Source organism: Paenibacillus sp. HGH0039 (assembly GCF_000411255.1).
Classification (GTDB): Bacteria; Bacillota; Bacilli; order Paenibacillales; family NBRC-103111; genus Paenibacillus_F.
Genome location: NZ_KE150412.1, coordinates 259,039 through 277,052 on the forward strand (window position 1 = coordinate 259,039; position 18,014 = coordinate 277,052).

The 18,014-nt window shown below is 52.4% G+C and carries 13 protein-coding genes; 2 read left to right on the plus strand and 11 right to left on the minus strand.

Annotated features, from left to right (window positions below):
- Positions 1-19: 19 nt before the first annotated feature.
- Positions 20-511 carry an RrF2 family transcriptional regulator gene (locus HMPREF1207_RS01015; protein WP_009672363.1) on the minus strand — a complete coding sequence of 164 codons (492 nt, stop codon included), beginning with the start codon at positions 509-511 and terminating at the stop codon, positions 20-22.
- 232 nt (positions 512-743) lie between these two features.
- On the opposite strand from HMPREF1207_RS01015, the gene HMPREF1207_RS01020 reads away from it, so the two are divergent.
- Positions 744-1,196, plus strand: coding sequence for a hypothetical protein (locus tag HMPREF1207_RS01020; protein WP_009672335.1), 453 nt, complete (start codon positions 744-746; stop codon positions 1,194-1,196).
- A 101-nt stretch (positions 1,197-1,297) separates the two neighbouring features.
- On the opposite strand, the gene HMPREF1207_RS01025 is transcribed toward HMPREF1207_RS01020, so the two are convergent.
- Both HMPREF1207_RS01025 and HMPREF1207_RS01030 read right to left on the minus strand, forming a co-directional pair.
- Positions 1,298-2,176, minus strand: coding sequence for an NAD-dependent epimerase/dehydratase family protein (locus HMPREF1207_RS01025; RefSeq protein ID WP_009672355.1), 879 nt, complete (start codon positions 2,174-2,176; stop codon positions 1,298-1,300).
- Positions 2,177-2,275: 99 nt separating this feature from the next.
- On the minus strand, positions 2,276-3,361 hold the full coding sequence (locus HMPREF1207_RS01030; RefSeq protein ID WP_009672342.1) for an AI-2E family transporter: 1,086 nt from the start codon (positions 3,359-3,361) through the stop codon (positions 2,276-2,278).
- 195 nt (positions 3,362-3,556) lie between these two features.
- Between HMPREF1207_RS01030 and HMPREF1207_RS01035 the strand changes: the two genes are divergently transcribed.
- Positions 3,557-4,465: a LysR family transcriptional regulator gene (locus tag HMPREF1207_RS01035; RefSeq protein WP_009672364.1), complete on the plus strand. Its 909-nt coding sequence runs from the start codon at positions 3,557-3,559 to the stop codon at positions 4,463-4,465.
- On the opposite strand, the gene HMPREF1207_RS01040 is transcribed toward HMPREF1207_RS01035, so the two are convergent.
- The 8 genes from HMPREF1207_RS01040 to HMPREF1207_RS01075 all read right to left on the minus strand — a co-directional run.
- On the minus strand, positions 4,462-5,451 hold the full coding sequence (locus HMPREF1207_RS01040; RefSeq protein ID WP_009672334.1) for an aldo/keto reductase family protein: 990 nt from the start codon (positions 5,449-5,451) through the stop codon (positions 4,462-4,464). The two genes, HMPREF1207_RS01035 and HMPREF1207_RS01040, sit on opposite strands and share 4 nt — an antisense overlap.
- A gap of 407 nt (positions 5,452-5,858) precedes the next feature.
- The gene (locus HMPREF1207_RS01045) at positions 5,859-7,040 is read right to left on the minus strand and encodes a NupC/NupG family nucleoside CNT transporter (protein WP_009672343.1); all 1,182 of its coding nucleotides are present in this window, start codon (positions 7,038-7,040) and stop codon (positions 5,859-5,861) included.
- On the minus strand, positions 7,037-7,750 hold the full coding sequence (gene deoD, locus HMPREF1207_RS01050; protein ID WP_009672338.1) for a purine-nucleoside phosphorylase: 714 nt from the start codon (positions 7,748-7,750) through the stop codon (positions 7,037-7,039). The genes HMPREF1207_RS01045 and deoD overlap by 4 nt, the downstream gene beginning before the upstream one ends.
- Before the next feature lie 129 nt (positions 7,751-7,879).
- Positions 7,880-9,319 carry a helix-turn-helix domain-containing protein gene (locus HMPREF1207_RS01055; RefSeq protein WP_009672348.1) on the minus strand — a complete coding sequence of 480 codons (1,440 nt, stop codon included), beginning with the start codon at positions 9,317-9,319 and terminating at the stop codon, positions 7,880-7,882.
- Between the two features lie 229 nt (positions 9,320-9,548).
- Positions 9,549-11,282 carry an ABC transporter ATP-binding protein gene (locus HMPREF1207_RS01060; RefSeq protein WP_009672351.1) on the minus strand — a complete coding sequence of 578 codons (1,734 nt, stop codon included), beginning with the start codon at positions 11,280-11,282 and terminating at the stop codon, positions 9,549-9,551.
- Positions 11,279-13,063 (minus strand): ABC transporter ATP-binding protein, encoded by a 1,785-nt coding sequence (locus tag HMPREF1207_RS01065; protein WP_016423370.1) that lies wholly within the window; start codon positions 13,061-13,063, stop codon positions 11,279-11,281. Before HMPREF1207_RS01065 ends, HMPREF1207_RS01060 begins: the two co-directional genes overlap by 4 nt.
- A 31-nt stretch (positions 13,064-13,094) precedes the next feature.
- A complete protein-coding gene (locus tag HMPREF1207_RS01070; RefSeq protein WP_009672345.1) occupies positions 13,095-16,343 on the minus strand; it encodes a non-ribosomal peptide synthetase in 3,249 nt (1,082 codons plus the stop codon).
- Positions 16,344-16,447: 104 nt separating this feature from the next.
- Positions 16,448-18,014: condensation domain-containing protein (locus HMPREF1207_RS01075; RefSeq protein ID WP_016423371.1), on the minus strand; the 1,567-nt coding region annotated here is incomplete at its 5' end.

Below are 18,014 nucleotides of genomic sequence, written 5' to 3' on the forward strand. Positions count from 1 at the left end.
TAATTAGTCTGCAAGAAGTTTATGACTTCTTGTCAATTCTCTCGCCGCTTCCGGCGGACGCCGAGTCGAGAACGGACTGGATGGTGTGCCCTTTTAAATAGTCGTTCATATGCCGTTCGGCGCCTATCATCACTTTTTTGACCAGACACTCTCTATGGTCCGTACCGTCTGACGATTCCGGCTCCAAAATCTCCGATTCGAAAAACATCGGATGATGCTCTTCGCTGATTTTGAAACATTCGTACATATGCTGACGTCCTTCAATCACCTGAATCACGTCGAGAAAGGTGATTTGATCGGTCTCACGCGCCAATTCGTAACCGCCGCTTGCTCCCGGAACGGCGCGTACGATACCGTCCTGCCGCAGCTTGGACATAATTTTGGACAAGTAGCTTTCCGACACGCCGAGCCAGGCTGATAATTCCTTAATGCCTACGTTGCGCCCGCGTTCCGTATGCGCTAAATGAATCAGTGCATGCAGAGCGTACCCTGTGCTTTTGGAAAATTGCATGATTGGGCTGGTGCCTCCTCCCGCTGCGAATTTAAAAATGAACGAAAATTAAGGAGAGTATTTTAATGCGTTCATTGTGGATCTATAATATCTATAATATACAAGGATAATTTGTTTGGCAAGCGGGAATACAGGATCAATCGCTGAGCACTTATTCGTTAACCCCCTTAACTATCCAATGTATGAATAGTATGGTAAATTTAACCTAACGGAATTAAGGAGGATATATTTTATGAAACTGAACCATACGGCGTTTATTTTTATTTGGTTAGTCGGGGCAGGGATTGTCTTTTACGGAACCGGAACGCTGGAACTGTATCTGGATTACAAACGTGCAAACTCCGTTTACTCAAACATTTTCGTTCTTGATAGTTTCAAAATTTTGTTGTACATAGTAACAGGTATTTATAGCGGCACGCTGTTCATGACAAGCAAACTGACTGTTCACCGGGCTTTGTTTTTAACGATATTTATTCTGTTTTTGCTTTTAAGTTTTTATCCTCTCCTGATATTTGCCGTACCTTTGCCTGGGATGGATGTTATTTATCCTAATTATCAAAAATTCGCGTTCATAGCAGGTTTAAGCTTGTTTATGACGCTTTATAAATTCAGGACAAAATCTCCGTCCCGTCCACAGCCGGCAGGAGAACCCGCAAATGGCCGGGCCGCAGGCTTCCGGGACTGACGGCAGCGCCTGACTTTAGACGATAAAAAAAGACACGCCCTCTTATTAGAGCGTGCCTTTTTTTTGTCCGTAAATTCACGATTCAGCCCGCTGCTTCCCTTTTAGCTTTCCCCGGCAAGCTTGCGGATCAAGTCCGGCAGCCAGTCATCCAGATGACGGAACGTATAGCCGGCCGTTTCGGCTTTGGACGTGTCCATATACCAGGACTCCGGTACCCCGAACGGGGACATGTGCTCTTCTTCCGTTTTGTCCGCAACGTGCGCCTGCTTGTTCAAGGCTTCCTCGATAAGGGAGACGATTTTACCCGGCGTAATCTCTCCTTTGGAGCAGGCGTTCACGGGTCCTTCCAGCGCAGATGTGCCGAGCCAGCCCAGGAAAGAAGCCGCCTCATCCGAGTCGATGAACGTCAGAAGCGCTTCGCGGTTCGGGATGCCGAGCGGAAGTCCCTGCTTGATATGCTCGATATGAAAATGCAGCCTGCGCGTATAATCATCCGGGCCCAGGACGATCGGGAACCGTACGGCAGCTGCCGGAAAAGGCGCTTTGCGGAACAGAACGGCTTCAACGAGCCGTTTGCCTTCCGCGTAATCCGGTTGGTCCGGGTAAACGGACGGCAGCGGATAGCCGTAAGGATCGAAATCGCTCTCTTTTTTGCGGGGGCCTCCGAACGGGTAGACGCTTTTCGATGAAGTCACGATGTACCGGCCGGTGCGTCCGGCAAACAATTGCACCGCATGTTCCGCATCTTGAGGCGTGTAACAAATATTGTCGTAGACCACGTCGTAATCCGCAGATCCGATCACCTGACGCAGAGCAGCGGCATCCGTGCGGTCGGCATGAAGCCTTTTGACGCCCGGACCGAACGAATCGGCAGCGTTGCCTCTCGTAAGGATGGTTACATCCGCCCCGCTGCGGAGCAAGTTCGCGGTCAGCTTTTTACCGAAAAAGCGCGTTCCGCCCAAAATAAGCACGTTTTGCATAGTCGATCCCCTCCTTTCGTAAATTTTACCATCTTCTTTCCCCAAACCTCAAAAAAAAGACTGCCTGGCGGCAGCCCTTTATTCAAGCAAGCAAACCTCTTATTCCACGAGCTCCTCCACTTTCTCCGCCAAAAACAGCGAATAAATGCGCACGATAATGATTTTCAGCACAATGTAGGCGGGAATCGCCAGAATGACGCCCAGTATCCCCGCAATATCCCCGGCAACCAGAAGCAGAATGACGGTCGTCAGCGGATGGATATCGAGTCTTTTCCCGTAAATGTGAGGAGACAGCAGATTTCCTTCGATTTGCTGCGCGATAACCGTCACCACAAGCACCCAGGCGACCATGGCGGGTGAAACGGTAAAAGCGACGATAATCGTCGGGATAGCGCCCAGAATGGGCCCGATATACGGTATGATATTCAAGATCGTGGCCGCAATGGCCAGCAAAAGCGAGTACGGAAGATCAATGATCAGAAACCCTATGTACAGCATGACGCCGAGCAAACTGGTGATGATAACGCGCCCCACAATAAACCCGCTAAGCGCAGAATCGATGTTAGCGAGCACCTCTTTCCCGTCCCGGCGGTAGCGCCTTGGAATGACGGTCAGAATCGAGGACGGGATATGCTCGCTTTCTTTCAGCATGTAATACAGAATGATCGGAACGGTCGCAATGATGATCACGAAGTTCGTCAAGATCGAAATCACATTGGACACATAGTCGGAAGCCGCCGTAATGCCCCTGTTCAAGTATTCCGAAAGCTTCGTCGACAGATCCGATTCGCTTCCCGCAAACATGGAGAACATCCGGTTCTGCTGCAGCCTGCCCATCTGTTGTTTAAAATTCTCGATCAGTCCCGGAACTCCGTTCACGAAATTTTCCACCTGGCGCTGAAGCGTCGGCCATACCCCGACAACGAAGATAATGACAATCGCTGTCAGGACGAAATACACCAGCAGAATGGACAAGACTTTGTTCAGTTTCCGGGACGTTAAATACTGGATCACGGGGCGGAGCAGATAATAGAAAAAGCCCGCCATCATAAACGGAACGATCAAAATATTGATCATCGTGATCAAGGGGTTGAACACAAAACTGATTTTACTGAAAAGCAAAATAATCAGAAGCACGGAGATAATTCCCAGACATACGCGGAAAAAACGGCTCTGAAGGTACATGTTCCTCTCCCCCTTTCCTTTTGTACGGCAAGCGCCGAATTACGTTATGCCATACATTACCCGGATTGGAGAAAACTCAATACAAGAAAAAACACAGACCGAGACTCGGAATTTTGCCGCCGCGTCAGGCCTGTGATAAAGTGAATTTGCAGAGGAAAGCAACTATTCTTTTCTTGCGGGAGGAAATTCGATTTTATGGATTTGAAAAAACTGCATTATTTTATCGCAGTGGCGGAAGAGCTTCACTTCAACCGGGCTGCGAAAAAATTGAATATGACTCAGCCTCCGTTAAGCCAGCAAATCCAAGTCCTGGAGGAGGAACTCGGGGTTAAGCTGTTCGAGCGTACCAAAAGACAGGTTCGGTTGACTCCTGCAGGAACCGTGTTTCTGGAAGAGTCAAGAAGCCTAGTCGCTCAACTGGAACAGTCCATCAAAAAAACACAGCTCACCGGACAAGGCAAAATCGGAAATTTATCCATCGCATTCGTGGATTCGGCAGTCGGCGGTACCATGGTCGATGTTCTAAAAGCGTTTCGCGAACGGTTTCCGGATGTTCAGCTTACGCTGACGGAAATGACAACCACCCAACAGCTGCAAGCTCTGCACGACGCAAAAGTCGATGTCGGCTTCTTGCGCTCGGCTGACCCGTCCCCGCATGTAACCTCGAGGCTTCACGCAAATGAATCCCTGCTTGCCGCAATACCCGTTACGCACCGGTTAGCTAAACAGGAGTCCTTGTCCGTACATTCTCTGGCAGATGAACCTTTTATTTTGTTCCCGCGCGATAAAGGTGCTTCCTTTCATGACCTGATTCTTGATTTTTGCGGGAAGCATGGGTTTCAGCCCCGTATTGTCCAGGAAGCGGTTCAAATGTATACGATCGTTAATCTGGTAGCTGCCGGGATAGGGATTTCAATCGTTCCCTCTTCGGTATCCGCCTTCCGGCGAGAGGATGTCGTCTTCCGCTCCTTTAGTGAAATAGCGCCGTCCGTTCCTCTTTATGCTTCTTGGAAAACAGACAGAAACGAAACGGTTCTGATGAATTTTCTGGACGTTCTGGAAGAAAAAACAGCCGGCGAGGCTTCCCGGACCTCCCATCGTTAACCGGTTTTACTCGGATCAAACTCCGCAATGCCGCTCAGAATAAGGTCGATTTGCCTCATGACCTCCGCATCCAGCCGGACTCCCGCCGCCTTTACATTTTCTTGTACCTGCTCGGGCTTCGAGGCACCGATAATAGCCGACGATACTTGCGGGTTTTGCAAAACCCAGGCTAGCGCAAGCTGCGGCATGGTCAAACCGGATTCTTCCGCGAGCGGGCGGAGCCGACCGACGGCCTGGAGAACTTCATTACGCAGCCACTGTCCGGCCAAACGATCGAAAAACGGGGCACCCGCTTCCGCTGAAGCGCGGGAACCTTCCGGCACCGGCTTGCCGGCCGCATATTTACCCGAAAGAATCCCCTGCGCAAGCGGCGACCACACCACCTGTCCGATGCCTTCACGCTCGCAAGCCGGGATAACTTCGCCTTCAATCACACGCCACAGCATGGAATATTGAGGTTGACTCGCCACGAAAAAAACGTGCAGTTCTCTTGCCAGAGCCGCACCGCGCTTGATCTGTTCCGCAGTCCACTCGCTGACTCCGATATAAAGAACTTTCCCCTGACGGACGAGGTCCGAAAACGCTAAAAAGGTTTCTTCGAGCGATACGTCCGAATCGAAACGGTGTGCGTAATACACATCGATATAATCCGTCTGCAATCTGCGCAGAGAAGCGTCGCACCCTTCCAGGATATGTTTGCGGGACAATCCTCTATTGTTGGGCCCGCTGCCCGTTGGATGGAAAACTTTCGTGCAAAGCTCTATGCTCTCACGCCGTATCCCCTTAAGAGACACTCCCAGAACGGATTCCGCTCTTGTCTCCGAATAAACATCCGCCGTGTCGAAAGTCGTGATTCCGGCATCCAGTGCGGCATTCACACAGGCTTGCGCCGTGCGGTCATCCACTTGTGCCCCGTGTGTGATCCAATTCCCAAGAGCCATTTCACTAACCGACAAGCCGCTTTTGCCCAGTTTCCTGTATTTCATTTTTCGTTCCTCCCTTCCGTTTGAATCCGATTATAACAAGCCCTTATTGATATTAAAAATATATAATAACCGCCATTTTAATATGTTTTTCCTATTTGTTAGCGATCCCTAATAAAAAGGCTGACCGCCCGGTTCCGGTGCGATCAGCCTCTTGCGCCTACCGGTACAAGAGTTACCGGCGTCAGTGCGCTATTCGTTCCGCTACAAATCGCGCAAATTCCGCCATTTGATCAGCTTAATATTCTCTTGTGCAAGAATGTGCCGGATATCGGGATCACGAAAAACTTCATATTCCTTCTGACGCACAGGCCATGTATCTGTGATTTCCTTTAACTCCTCGGTTTCGAAAGAAGCATGGAAAATCAGCTCCGTCACACCCTGCTGCACAGGCTGTAAAGGCGGCTCTATCAGAATACGATACTTATGATTGTCGCCGACAGAAAGCTCACGAGAGCCGCTCCGTATAAGAGCTTCAGCCCAAATCCGGCCACTACGTTACCCTGTTTCTCATTCAGCCCTTTAACGGCGCCGACGATTGTACCGATCGATCCGAAGTTAGCGAACGAGATCAGGAATACGGACACGATTGCCCGGGTACGTTCACTGAAATCGTTTTGGATTTTCACAAAATCAAGCATAGCCACGAACTCGTTCGCCACGATTTTGGTAGCCATGACACTTCCCGCTTTAACGGCCTCCTGCCAAGGGACACCTAAGAGGAACGCGAACGGAGCGAGAACATACCCGAGTATATTTTGAAATGAAATTCCGAATATACTGCTGAAAATGCCGTTAATCATGGCGATGAGAGCAACAAACCCGACCAGCATGGCGCCGACGATTACGACAACTTTGAAGCCGTCCATAATATACTCGCCAAGCATCTCAAAGAACGTCTGTTTCGACTCCTCCCGGACTTCCAAAAGATCTTCTTCCGGCTTCACCTCGTACGGATTGATGATCGATGCGATAATAAACCCGCCCAGAAGATTCAGCACCAATGCGGCCACCACATATTCCGGCTTCAACATCGTCATGTAGGAGCCGACAATCGACATGGATACGGTCGACATCGCTGACGCGCACAACGTATAGAGACGGTTTCGCGGCAGCAGCCCGATCTGCTTTTTGATAGAGATAAAGACTTCGTTCTGTCCCAGAATCGCGGAAGCGACCGCATTGTAAGATTCCAGTTTCCCCATGCCGTTCACTTTACTCAAGGCAAGCCCGATGTATTTGATAATAAAAGGCAGTATTCTGTAATACTGCAGGATTCCGATCAGAACGGACATGAACACGATCGGCATCAGGACGTGGAAGAAAAACGAGTGAATTCCTTCGTTTACGATTCCGCCAAAGACGAAGTCCGTTCCCGCGTTGGCAAAGCCGAGCAGCTTGGCAAACCCGTCCGCGAATCCTTTTACCAGAAATTCTCCTACGCCTGTTTTAAGCAAAACCATGCCTAAAATGATTTGCAGAGCAATCATCACGAGGACCGGACGGTACTTGATGTTTTTCTTGTCCGAACTGACGAGCCACGCGAGCGACAAAATGACGATAAGGCCGATCAGAGCCAGCGCATATTTCATACGGCATCCTGAGTGATCGTCTGCAGGGCGATTTCGGCCATCTGATTGAAAGATTGCTCGCTGTCTTTGTGCGCGGAACGTTCGTTTGTAAGAAGCTGACTGCCTACCGTCAGAATACTCAGCGCCTTCACTCCGTATTTGGCGGCAAGCGTATAAAGCGCGGTGCTTTCCATCTCGACGGCGAGAACGCCGAACTCCATAAACGTATGCAGCCTGTCGAGGGTATGGCGGTAAAATTCATCGGAATTGTACACATTCCCGGCAAATACGTTGGCGCCGCTCCGCTTGGCTCCTTGATATGCCTGCATCAGCATGCCGAAATCGGCCGTTGGGGCGTAACTGCAGCCATGAAACATTTTGTCCGTCATATTGCTGTCCGTGGAGACCGCTTGGGCCAGCACAAGATCGCGGATCTTGAGATTTGGCTGCATCGCGCCGCAGGTACCGATCCGGATCAGTTTTTTAGCTCCGTAATCCCGGATTAACTCCGTCACGTAAATACTCATCGAAGGATTTCCCATACCGGTACCTTGAACCGAAACGGGAACTCCTCTATATAACCCGGTATAGCCGTACATCCCTCTCACTTCGTTATAGCAGCGCACCTCATCCAGAAAATGCTCGGCTACGAATTTAGCGCGCAGCGGATCTCCCGGCAGCAGGACGCGTTCGGCGATTTCTCCGGGTTTGGCTTCCAAGTGGATACTCATGTTGTGTTTCCTCCTCGATTGTCGTGGATCGGCGGTTAGCAACCGCTTTCAACCACAGCATAAAAGAATCCGGGGCCGGAAACTAGACACATATAAGCCGTTGAATACGGAACAATCGGGACCAAGCGTTTACTCAAGCAGTTCTTTGCGAATGTTTTCCAGGTCCCTTTTCGTCGGTATCGCGGAAATAATCACAGCGGGCACGGTTTTCAGCGCAACAGGCATCGTACTTATAATAAAATCTATCTCCCGCTCACGGACGGTTTCATCGCTTAGTTCATGCAAGATGGAAGTTTCGATCGTCAACTCGTCGCCGATCTCTCTTTTAATCCGGTTGGCCACATAATGACGAACGGAAAATTCTTCACCGATAATGAGAAAAGCCTTTTTGCTTTTGTACCGGACATTGGAGCTGACGATAAAACCGAGCTTGACGAGATGGTACGAGCTGACCGATACGGCGGGGTATTCACGGCTCCACCGGTTTATACACTCCGTTACCCCTTCGTAAATAAGAGGCTCTTCCTGGCGCAGGTAGGCGATCAGCCGACTTTTCGATACCGCCATCAGTTCGGGAATGGCATTATCGATCATCAGCTTCTCGAAAAACTCGCACATTTCCATTACAAACCGGTGGCCGACACCTAACGATGGGAAGGTTTCCCTGAGCAAGGGTAAAAGGTTGTTCATCATCTGGTATTTGGGCTCATCGTTCCTATGGAGAGCCTCCTCCTGCTCCAAGGCCATTTCCTTTTCGTTCCGGTAATGATATTGACTCAGGCTGCATAACGACTGCAGAAAATAAATTTCTTCCCCGGCAATGTCCAGGCCGTATTCTTGTCCAAGCTTTCCGGCTAAACGGCGGACGGATTCATAGAAAGCGCCGTTTTTCCAATCGTAAAGCTCCCGGCTTACCGAAACGGAATGTCCCTGCCGGATTCTCTCCAGCGTAACGGCAATCAGGAAAATCAGGCTCCGTTTGGAATTCAGAAAATAAACGATTCCTTGTTCCTCCTCCAATTCCGTTAGCCATTCCTGGATTTGCTGATAATCAACCTCTGCGAACGGCCAGCCTGTATAAGGGTGAGAATCGGAAAATAATTTCCAGTAAAAATATCGGATGTGTATTTCATTTCCTTTAAGCGCCGGAGAAGAATAAGCGAGCCGCAGGCAGGACGGCTGCAGATCTTCCCGATTCAGTTGAATAATGAATTTCTTAAACGACGAAGCGCTCATATAAAGGAACTCCGCAAGCTCCTCGGCGGAAGCCTGACCGCCGTAAATGAACAACCTGTGCATGAGACGGTAATAAGACGTCTGCCTGAACTGCTCCACAAGGACTTCCCGGATAGTCGGTCCGTGACGTTCGCGGCGGAAGAAGATGCCCTTGCCTCTGGAAACTTCGATACTCATTGTGCCCGGCACAAGCGCCGTTATCTCCTCCACCAATTTCCGGACGGACTTGTCCGAGATGCCCAGCTCCCTTTCGGCCTCCCCGAAAGTAAACCACCGCTCTTCAGAATCCAGCAGCTCGATCAGCGCTTTCATCAACTTAAAATCCTTGTTCATTTCATCACCTTCCAGACCCGGTATCGCACGACTTTCGTACCCTCATTATACCGGTATGGAGCGGATTATCCATGCTTCCAGTCCGGATCAGCGTAGTACGCAACCATAACTCTTCAACAGTTGTTCCCTTCCGCACGCAAAATAACCGCAGCCCGGTTAACCGGACTGCGGTTAGAATGTTCTGCCCTGCGCGGGCATAAGGACACAACTTTCTGCCGGTCCGGGTCTGTCAGCCGTACAGCCTCGCGTAATAGCCGCCCTTAGCCAGCAAGTCCCGGTGCGTTCCCCGCTCCACAACCGTGCCTTGGTTCATCACCGTAATGGAATCCGCCTTCTCTACCGTGCTTAGGCGGTGGGCGATCAGAATCGTCGTCCGCCCTTTCATCAGCTCGTTCAGAGCCTGCTGCACCCAGTGCTCCGACTCGTTGTCGAGTGCGGACGTCGCTTCGTCCAGGAGCAGAATCGGGGCATTTTTCAGGATGGCTCTGGCAATCGCGATACGCTGTCTTTGTCCGCCGGACAAAGACGCCCCCCGCTCCCCTGCCTGGGTTTGATACCCGCCGGGCAGCTCCTCGATAAAATGATGGGCATACGCGGCCTTGGCCGCCTCAATCACGTCATCCGCCGTCGCTTGCGGGTTGCCGTAACGGATGTTCTCCTCGATCGTTCCGCTGAACAGAAACGGCTCCTGCGGCACATAAGCGATCTGCCCGCGAATTTCGTCCAGCGTGTAGCTGCCGAAGAGTTTGCCTCCGAGCAAAATTTCCCCGCTGTCCACGGGATAGAAACCGAGCAGCAGCTTGATCAGCGTGCTTTTGCCGCTCCCGCTTGCGCCCACGATAGCCGCGACCTGTCCCGGATATACCTGCATGGACATTCTGCACAGCACTTTTTTGTCCGCCTGGTACGAAAATTCCACATCCCGGAACTCCACCATCGCCTCCGAGGACCTCTTAGGATCGGGCAATCCCAACCTTTCCGGCTCTTCTTCCTCCGATAAAATTTCCTCAATCCGGTGGGCGCCGGCTAACGAATTTTGCGCCATAGACAGCACCGTCCCGAAATTCATAATCGCATGGGTCAGGTTGATCTGGAGAACGGCAAGCGCCGCAACGCTTCCCATCCCGATCAGCCCGTAAGCATACAGCAGGCTTCCGATGACGATAATTCCGCAGAACGTGACATAGCTGACAAAATGGTTGACGGCGGCCTGCAGCCCGTTCTTCCTTGCGGTTCGCTCGGCAAGCCGGGTCACTTCTTCGTTCAGGCTCCGGTACTGGGAATAAACCGGACGGATATGAAACAATTTCACGAGCTGAATGCCTCCGATAAAGTCTTTAAACTTTTCGGTCATCCGGGCTAAAGTTTGCAGTGACTTCTCGGAAAGGACACGGATTTGCCGGGCGAACCGGGCGCTGATCGAGAAAGAAACAAGCAGAACGAGCAGCGAAACGGAGGCGAATCTCCAGTCGATCAGCACCATCGAAATGATGGAGCCGACACTGAACACCACTTGCAGCAGCAGCATGAAATAAATGCTGGAAAAGGTGAGTTCCACCGCGGCCACATCGTTATTTACCCGCGACATCAGATCTCCGTGGTGCGTCTGTTCCAGATATTTCGGCCGGAGCCGGCAAAATTTCCGGTAAAGGCGCTCACGCACGTCCACAATCGTAAATTCGACGCTGCGCTGATACAAGTACGTAAACCAGGGGGAAATGACATTTTCCAGAAGCAATGCCCCCGCAAGGATGTAAAAAGCCCGGTACATCAGGGCCGAATCGCGGTAATCGGCAAAGTTGACCAGATTTTGGACAACCAGGCTGAAGGAAACGAGAAACAGCGTCTGGTTGACTGCCGTAATACCGAGACCTGTGTAGTACTGAATTTTGCGTCTGCGGCTCATGAATCTCATTAAGTACACGAGTTCTTTTACCTGTGAAATTAACCCGCCGCTCTTCATGTGTAGACCACCTCCTTGCTTTCCGCAAGACCGGTAAACTCCTGAAGGAACGATTGAGCGTACAGCCCTTTCTTCTCCAGAAGCTGCGCGTGAGTCCCGGCTTCAACAAGCCTTCCCTGCTCCAGAACCCAAATTTCATCCGCATTCTGAACGGTTGACAGCCGGTGGGCGATGACGATTGTCGTTCTTTCGCTCATAAGAACTTGCAAAGCTTCCTGCACAGCGCCCTCGGATTCCGGATCCAACGCGGATGTAGGCTCATCGAGCAGCAGAATGGGAGCATTCTTGAGAAGCGCCCGGGCAATGGCGATCCGCTGACGCTGGCCCCCGGAAAGAAAGCCGCCCCGTTCCCCGACATACGTCTGATACCCCTCGGGCAGACTCATGATAAACGCGTGCGCTTGCGCCGATTTTGCAGCCGCGATCACTTCGTCCATGGACGCGTCTTGCCGGCCGTACGCGATATTGTCGGCCACGGTGCCGCTGAACAAGTACGACTCCTGTGTCACAACGGAAAAATGGGAACGCAGTTGCTCCGGGTTGCTGCCGTTTACCTGCTGACCGAATACACAGATGTTTCCCTGCCCGTCCTCCAGCGGATAAAAGCCGCACAGCAGCTTGAAAACCGTGCTCTTGCCTCCGCCGCTCGCGCCAACCAGAGCGATCGTCTTTCCTTCCGGCACCGTGAAACTCAAGTTTTGAAGAATGGGAGATCCGGTTTCATAAGAAAAAGAAACGTTCCGGAACTCGACCGGCGGCGAGGCGGTTTTTGTAATCGCGTGCCCCTCCTGATTTTCCGCAGGCTGTTCCAAAATATCGGAAACCCGCTTTAAAGCGCCGGACATCTCGAACGTACGCGTGATCAACTCGGGAATATGATCGAGCGGCTCCAAACACAGATTCAGCAAATAAAGAAACGCGATCAATTCTCCTGTGCCGAGCTCCCCTTTGGAAATCAGATAACTTCCGTAGCTCACGGCAAAAATGATCGGGCTGAGCATCAGCGTGGACAGGAGGGGATTGACCCACGATTCCCTTTTTTTCACGGCCAGTTTTTTCTGAGCTGTCAGAAGTAGAAGTGATTGATAGGAGCGGAACAGCAGCCCCGACAGCAAATAACTTTTCACCACCGGCATACCGCCAAGCGTATCCTGCAGATTCATATTCATCCGTCCCATGTTTGCCTGGGCCTCTTCCGTCAGCTGCTGAAGCTGCTTGCCGATCCAGTGCGACACAAGCAGCGAGACGGGAAACAGCAGCAGACTGTAAATCATCAGCTCCCATTGAATCCAGATCAGATAAGTGAAACAGCCCACGAACAGCAGCGGATGATAAAACCACTGGGCCAAATCCCGGCTCATAAATTGATGAATAAGCTGAAGATCGCTGCTGATCCGGGATAGAATATCGCCGGAATGCTGTTTTTCCACATAATGAATAGGCAATTTGCCGATATGGTTCATCACATGGTTGCGAATATCTCTCACAGCCAACGCGCTGCTCTTCTCAACCCCGTAGATCATCAAGTATTTCGCGGGCACTCCGATCAGAATGACGAAAAAAACGGTACACACGATTTCGATGACAACCGGCCCCGCTCCGTTCTCAGCCTGGGATGTCAGCTGTTCGATCAAACTGCCCGTCCACACTTCGATAATGGCAGCCGCAATCGCGGATACGGTGCCTGCGATCATCCAGCCTCTGTGACGGTTTATAAACGTTAATAACCAACGGAATGCTTTCCATGCAGCGTATACGCGTTTGCTCTTTTGTGACGCCATTGGGTCCCCCTTCCCGGCGATGGACCGGCCGTCAGCTTCCATGCAGCACCTTTGATGATGCTCCGTTTCGCTGAGCGATTTCCTCCAGAATCCGGAGGATGACTTTAGCCGTCCCTTCCAGGCATTCCGGCTCAAGCAGCTTCTCGTGCGCGCCCGCAAGCTTGTACTCCGTGTAGGTACCCTGAACCGCTCCGCGCCATGACGGCAGACTGTGCTCCAGACGGAAAGCATCGCTGTCTTCGGCGATCAGCTCGTGGATACGCCCTTCGACCGTTCCCCTGTTTATGAGCTGCGCTTCATACATCAAAGTTGCGCGTACCTTGATGCTGACACGTTCGCGGATGAGGGGGTTCGCCATCATTTCTTTTTCCGTTTCCGACAAATCCTCCAGTATTTCCTGCCATTCACTTTCAGTCGTCTCTGCGGGCGTCAAAGTCTCCTTAATCCAGGAATCCACCATGATCAAGTCCGAGACGCGATAGCCTCTCTTCTCCATTCTTTGAGCGACTTCGAACATCAAATTCCCGCCGAAACAGTAGCCAAGCAGCACGTAAGGAGCTTCCTCCTGAATGCGCACGATTTCGTCGACATAGTCGTCCAGCATCGCTTCGTAGCTTTCCGAATCTTCGATGAAATCGGTCCCGTACAAGACGAATCGGTCGTCCAATAGGTTCGCAAGTTCCCGGTAGCCGATGCCGAATCCGCTTCCCGGCGGAAAGCAAAATACATTCAAGGCTCCGTTTTTATTGAGCTTGATAAACGATTGGCCCTTCTCCAAGCCCGTTTCTCCGCTCCCGAACGCCATCGCTTCCACGGTGAGATTCTTGAACTGCTGGTTCAGCGGCACTTCGATTCCGGTTTCGTCATAGACCGCCTGAATCAAACGCATGAGGCTCAGAGAGCTCCCTCCGAGATCGAAGAAATTGTCTTTCACGCCGACCCTCCGGAGACCGAGCACGTCCTTCCAGATTTGAGCGATCTTCACTTCCATCAGCGTGCGGGGCGCGATATATTCCGCTGATTGCTCCGCGCTCTCTTCCGGGGCGGGCAGCGCCTTCCGGTCGATTTTGCCGTTCGGCGTCAGCGGCATCCGGAGCAGCTGCACGAAGTGTGCCGGGATCATGTAACCCGGCAGCTCTTTAGCCAGCGCTTCCTTCAGGCCTGAGGCCGTCAGCTTCGATTGCGCCACGAAGTAAGCGCATAGCTGCTGACCGTCCGCCTCCTCCCGGGCGATGACGATCGCTTCCTGTACGGACGGTACTTTCAGAAGCTGCTCCTCGATTTCGCCGGTCTCGATCCGGTAACCGCGGACTTTCACCTGATGGTCGATCCGGCCCCTGTATTCGATGTTCCCGTCCGGCAGCCACCTAGCCAGGTCTCCGGTCCGGTACATCCGCTCGCCCGGCGAAAAGGGATTGTCCACGAACTTCTCGGCCGTCAGCTCGGGACGGTTCAAATATCCTCTCGCCAAGCCAGCGCCCGCGATGCACAGCTCACCCTCTACTCCCGCCGGCACAAGCTGCAGACGGTCGTCCAGAATGTAAATCCGGTGATTCTGAATCGGACGGCCGATCGGGACCGATTTTAGTCCGATATCGTCGGTGCGGGCAGTCCAAACCGAGGTAACGATCGAAGCTTCCGTCGGACCGTAGGCGTTGAAATACCGCACTTTGTCTCTCCATTGCTGCACGAATTCGGCCGATACGGCCGAGCCCCCGGTAATCAGCTTTTGCAGCCCCGGCATATGATCCGGGTTTAAATAGGCCGCATACGTCGGCGGCAGGATGGCGGCCGTAATTCTGTTTTCGTGCATGAAACGCTCGAACGACCGATTGTCCAGAATGGTCTCGGCTGTGGGGATGTAGAGAGCGGCCCCGAAAAACAGCGCCTTGAACACTTCCCAGCACGACGCGTCGAACGACAGACTCGCGAACTGGACGACTCTGTCCGTTTCGGTGATGCCCAGCGTGTCCCCGAACATGTGCTTCAAGCTGACCAGTCCGTGGTGTTCCACCATCACGCCCTTCGGTTTCCCCGTAGTGCCGGACGTATAGATAACGTAGGCCAGATGGTTCGGCCCGTTAACCGGCTCCAGATTGGTGCCGTCGGCACTGTAAGAGCTCTCGTCGTCGAGCGCCAGTACAGTTCCCGCATAGGGGACGCGGTCCAGTAGCCGCCGCTGAGTCAGCAGCAGCTTCGCACCCGAATCTTCCAGCAGATAGCGGATGCGCTCCTCGGGATATTCGGGATCGATCGGCACATATGCGCCGCCGGCTTTCAGTACCGCCAAAATGCCGACCGCTATTTCCAGCGAACGTCCGGCCATCAAACCGACAAGCTGATCCGGCTGCACACCGGCCGCACGCAGCGTACGCGCCAACCGGTTCGCCCGCTCGTTCAGCTCCCGGTAAGTAAGGCGTTCCTGTTCGAAAACCACCGCTGTCGCATCCGGAACGCGGGCAGCCTGCTCTTCGATCAGCCCGTGAATCGTTTGCTCCCGTTCATAGCGCGTTTCCGTGTTATTAAAATCAACAAGCAGCTGCTGCTTTTCGTAAGGCGAGAGCATATCCGCGTCACCGAGTTCAAGATCCGGCTGAACTAACAGGACGGACAAAAGCTGTACGAGATGCCCGGCGGCTTTTTCAATAAAATCGCAGGTATAGCGCCCGCTGTTAAAACTCACGTTTATCCCGATAGAGTTTTCGTTTGAATCGAACTGAAAAACGGTATCCGAAGCGGCTATTCCTTGAATATCCGCTTTATGGATGTTTTTGTAGGTAACAATCGTATTCAGAATAGGGGTCCCTTCGGGAGTAGTTTCGATAGTCAGGGAACCCGTCATTTTCCGGAACGGAAGATGCTGATTTTCCAGCGCTTCGCCGATCGCCAGCTTAACTTGACCAAGCAGGGATTTGAACGTGCTTTGACGGTTTATGTACGTTTTCATCAGGAGAAAATCGTGGATTGCCGGTCCGTCTCCGGGGCCCGTTTCCGCCGGAATCCCCACGAGCACGTTGTCCCGCTTAGCGTAAGTGTGGAGCAAGCAGTTTACTCCCGCCAGCACGATCATAAAAACTGCCAAATCCGAACCGTTGGCAAGTCGGAGAATTCTTTCGGACAGCGCGGGCGGCAGCCTGAGGCTGACAACGTCCGGACTCCCTTCAGAAATCGGGCCGGCTGCGGCTTTGGGGGATAGATTGTAAGGAAGAAAGGTCAAGCTGTCATCGGCATTGAACTTTTCTTTCCAATACATTTCTTCCTTTTCAAACAACGATTTCATGCGTACCTCCCCTAAAATGATATCGGCTCATACCCGGAGTGCATGCCCTATTTATGGGCACACACTCTTTAGGCATGAACAACTAGTACCTGGCAGGGCTTTGTCTAAAAAGCAAATTCAATCGCTTCTACCGAACTCTTCGTGCCGCTCGAAAGCTTGAGGCATTGGATCTCGCTTAATCGGCTTTCGGGATTTTCGCAAATCTGGGACAAGATATGCAAGTAATCCTGGATCATTGTCCGGATTCTCGCCTCTTTGAACAATTTCGTCCCGTAAAAGAACCCTCCGCTGAGCGCGCCGTTGTCTTCCGACATGAACAAGGTGAGGTCGAATTTCGCTTCTTCCAGGTCGTCCAGCTCATAAGGCTTGAGACGAAGAGTTCCGAGCGAAGCCTCGTGTTCCTCGATATTCTGCATATCGAACACCGTATCGAACAGCGGATTGCGGCCTGCTTCCCGCTTCACATTCAAGCGCTCCACGAGCTCTTCGAACGGATAGTCCTGATGCTCGAAAGCTCCCAGCGCCGATTCCTTCACTTCCTCCAGGAAGGAAAGGAAGGTTTTGTCGCCGGCAGGCCGGTTGCGGATCGCCAGCGTGTTGACGAACATGCCGATAACCGGTTCCAGATCGGCATCCGTTCTGCCTGCAACGGGCGTTCCGACTATAACATCTTCTTGTCCGCCGTATTTGGACAGCAGCACGTTGTAGGCGGATAAAAGGATCATAAACAGGGTGCTTCCCGACCGGGCTGCCAGAACACCCAGCTCAGTGGTGAGATCCGCGCCGACTTCAAATTCCAGATGAGCGCCCTCATAACTACGCACCGGCGGCCGCTCATAATCGGCCGGCAGCTCCACGTCGGGCAGATCGCCGGCCAACTCTCCCAGCCAGTACGACTCCTGCTGCCGTGTACGCTCTTTGTACGTCTCGCTCTGCTGCCATGCCGCGTAATCCTTGTATTGAATTCGCAGCGGAGGAAGCTCCTCTCCCGCATACAGCCGGGAAAATTCGTCCACCAGTATCGCCATGGAAACACCGTCGGAGACAATATGGTGCATATCGAACATGAGAATGTGCAGCTCCGGACCCAGTTCGATCAGGCCTGCGCGAAGCAGAGGCGGTGTCTTCAAGTCGAACGCGCGGACGAAACGGCGGACGATCTGTTCCGCGTCTTCTTTTGCGGCTTTGCTCGTTTCGACTGCAAATTCCACTTGAGCGTGAACCCGTTGAACCGGTTCTCCGTGAACCATTTCAAATCCGGTGCGCAGCGTCTCATGCCTTGCGATCAATGTCCGGAAAGCTTCCTCTATCCGGCCGATATCCACCGGCCCTTCCAGCTGCAGCATTTCAGGCATGTTGTAAAGCTCATCCGCCCCTTCCAGCGTGTGCTGGATAAAGAGCCGTTTTTGCGCCGACGAGAGCGGATAATGGTCCTGTTCTTCGGCAAGAGGAATGGAGACATGCTCCTGCCGTTCCATCCGTGCGATTGCCGCTGCCATTTCTTCAACCGTCGAATGACGGAAAACATCTCGCAGCGGCAGATCGACGTTCAGTTCTTTGTGCACTTTGCCGACAAGCGTCGTCGCCCGCAGGGAATGTCCGCCCAGGTCGAAGAAGTTATCGCGGATGCCGATTTCCTTCTGAAGACCGAGCACGTCCTGCCAGATGGCG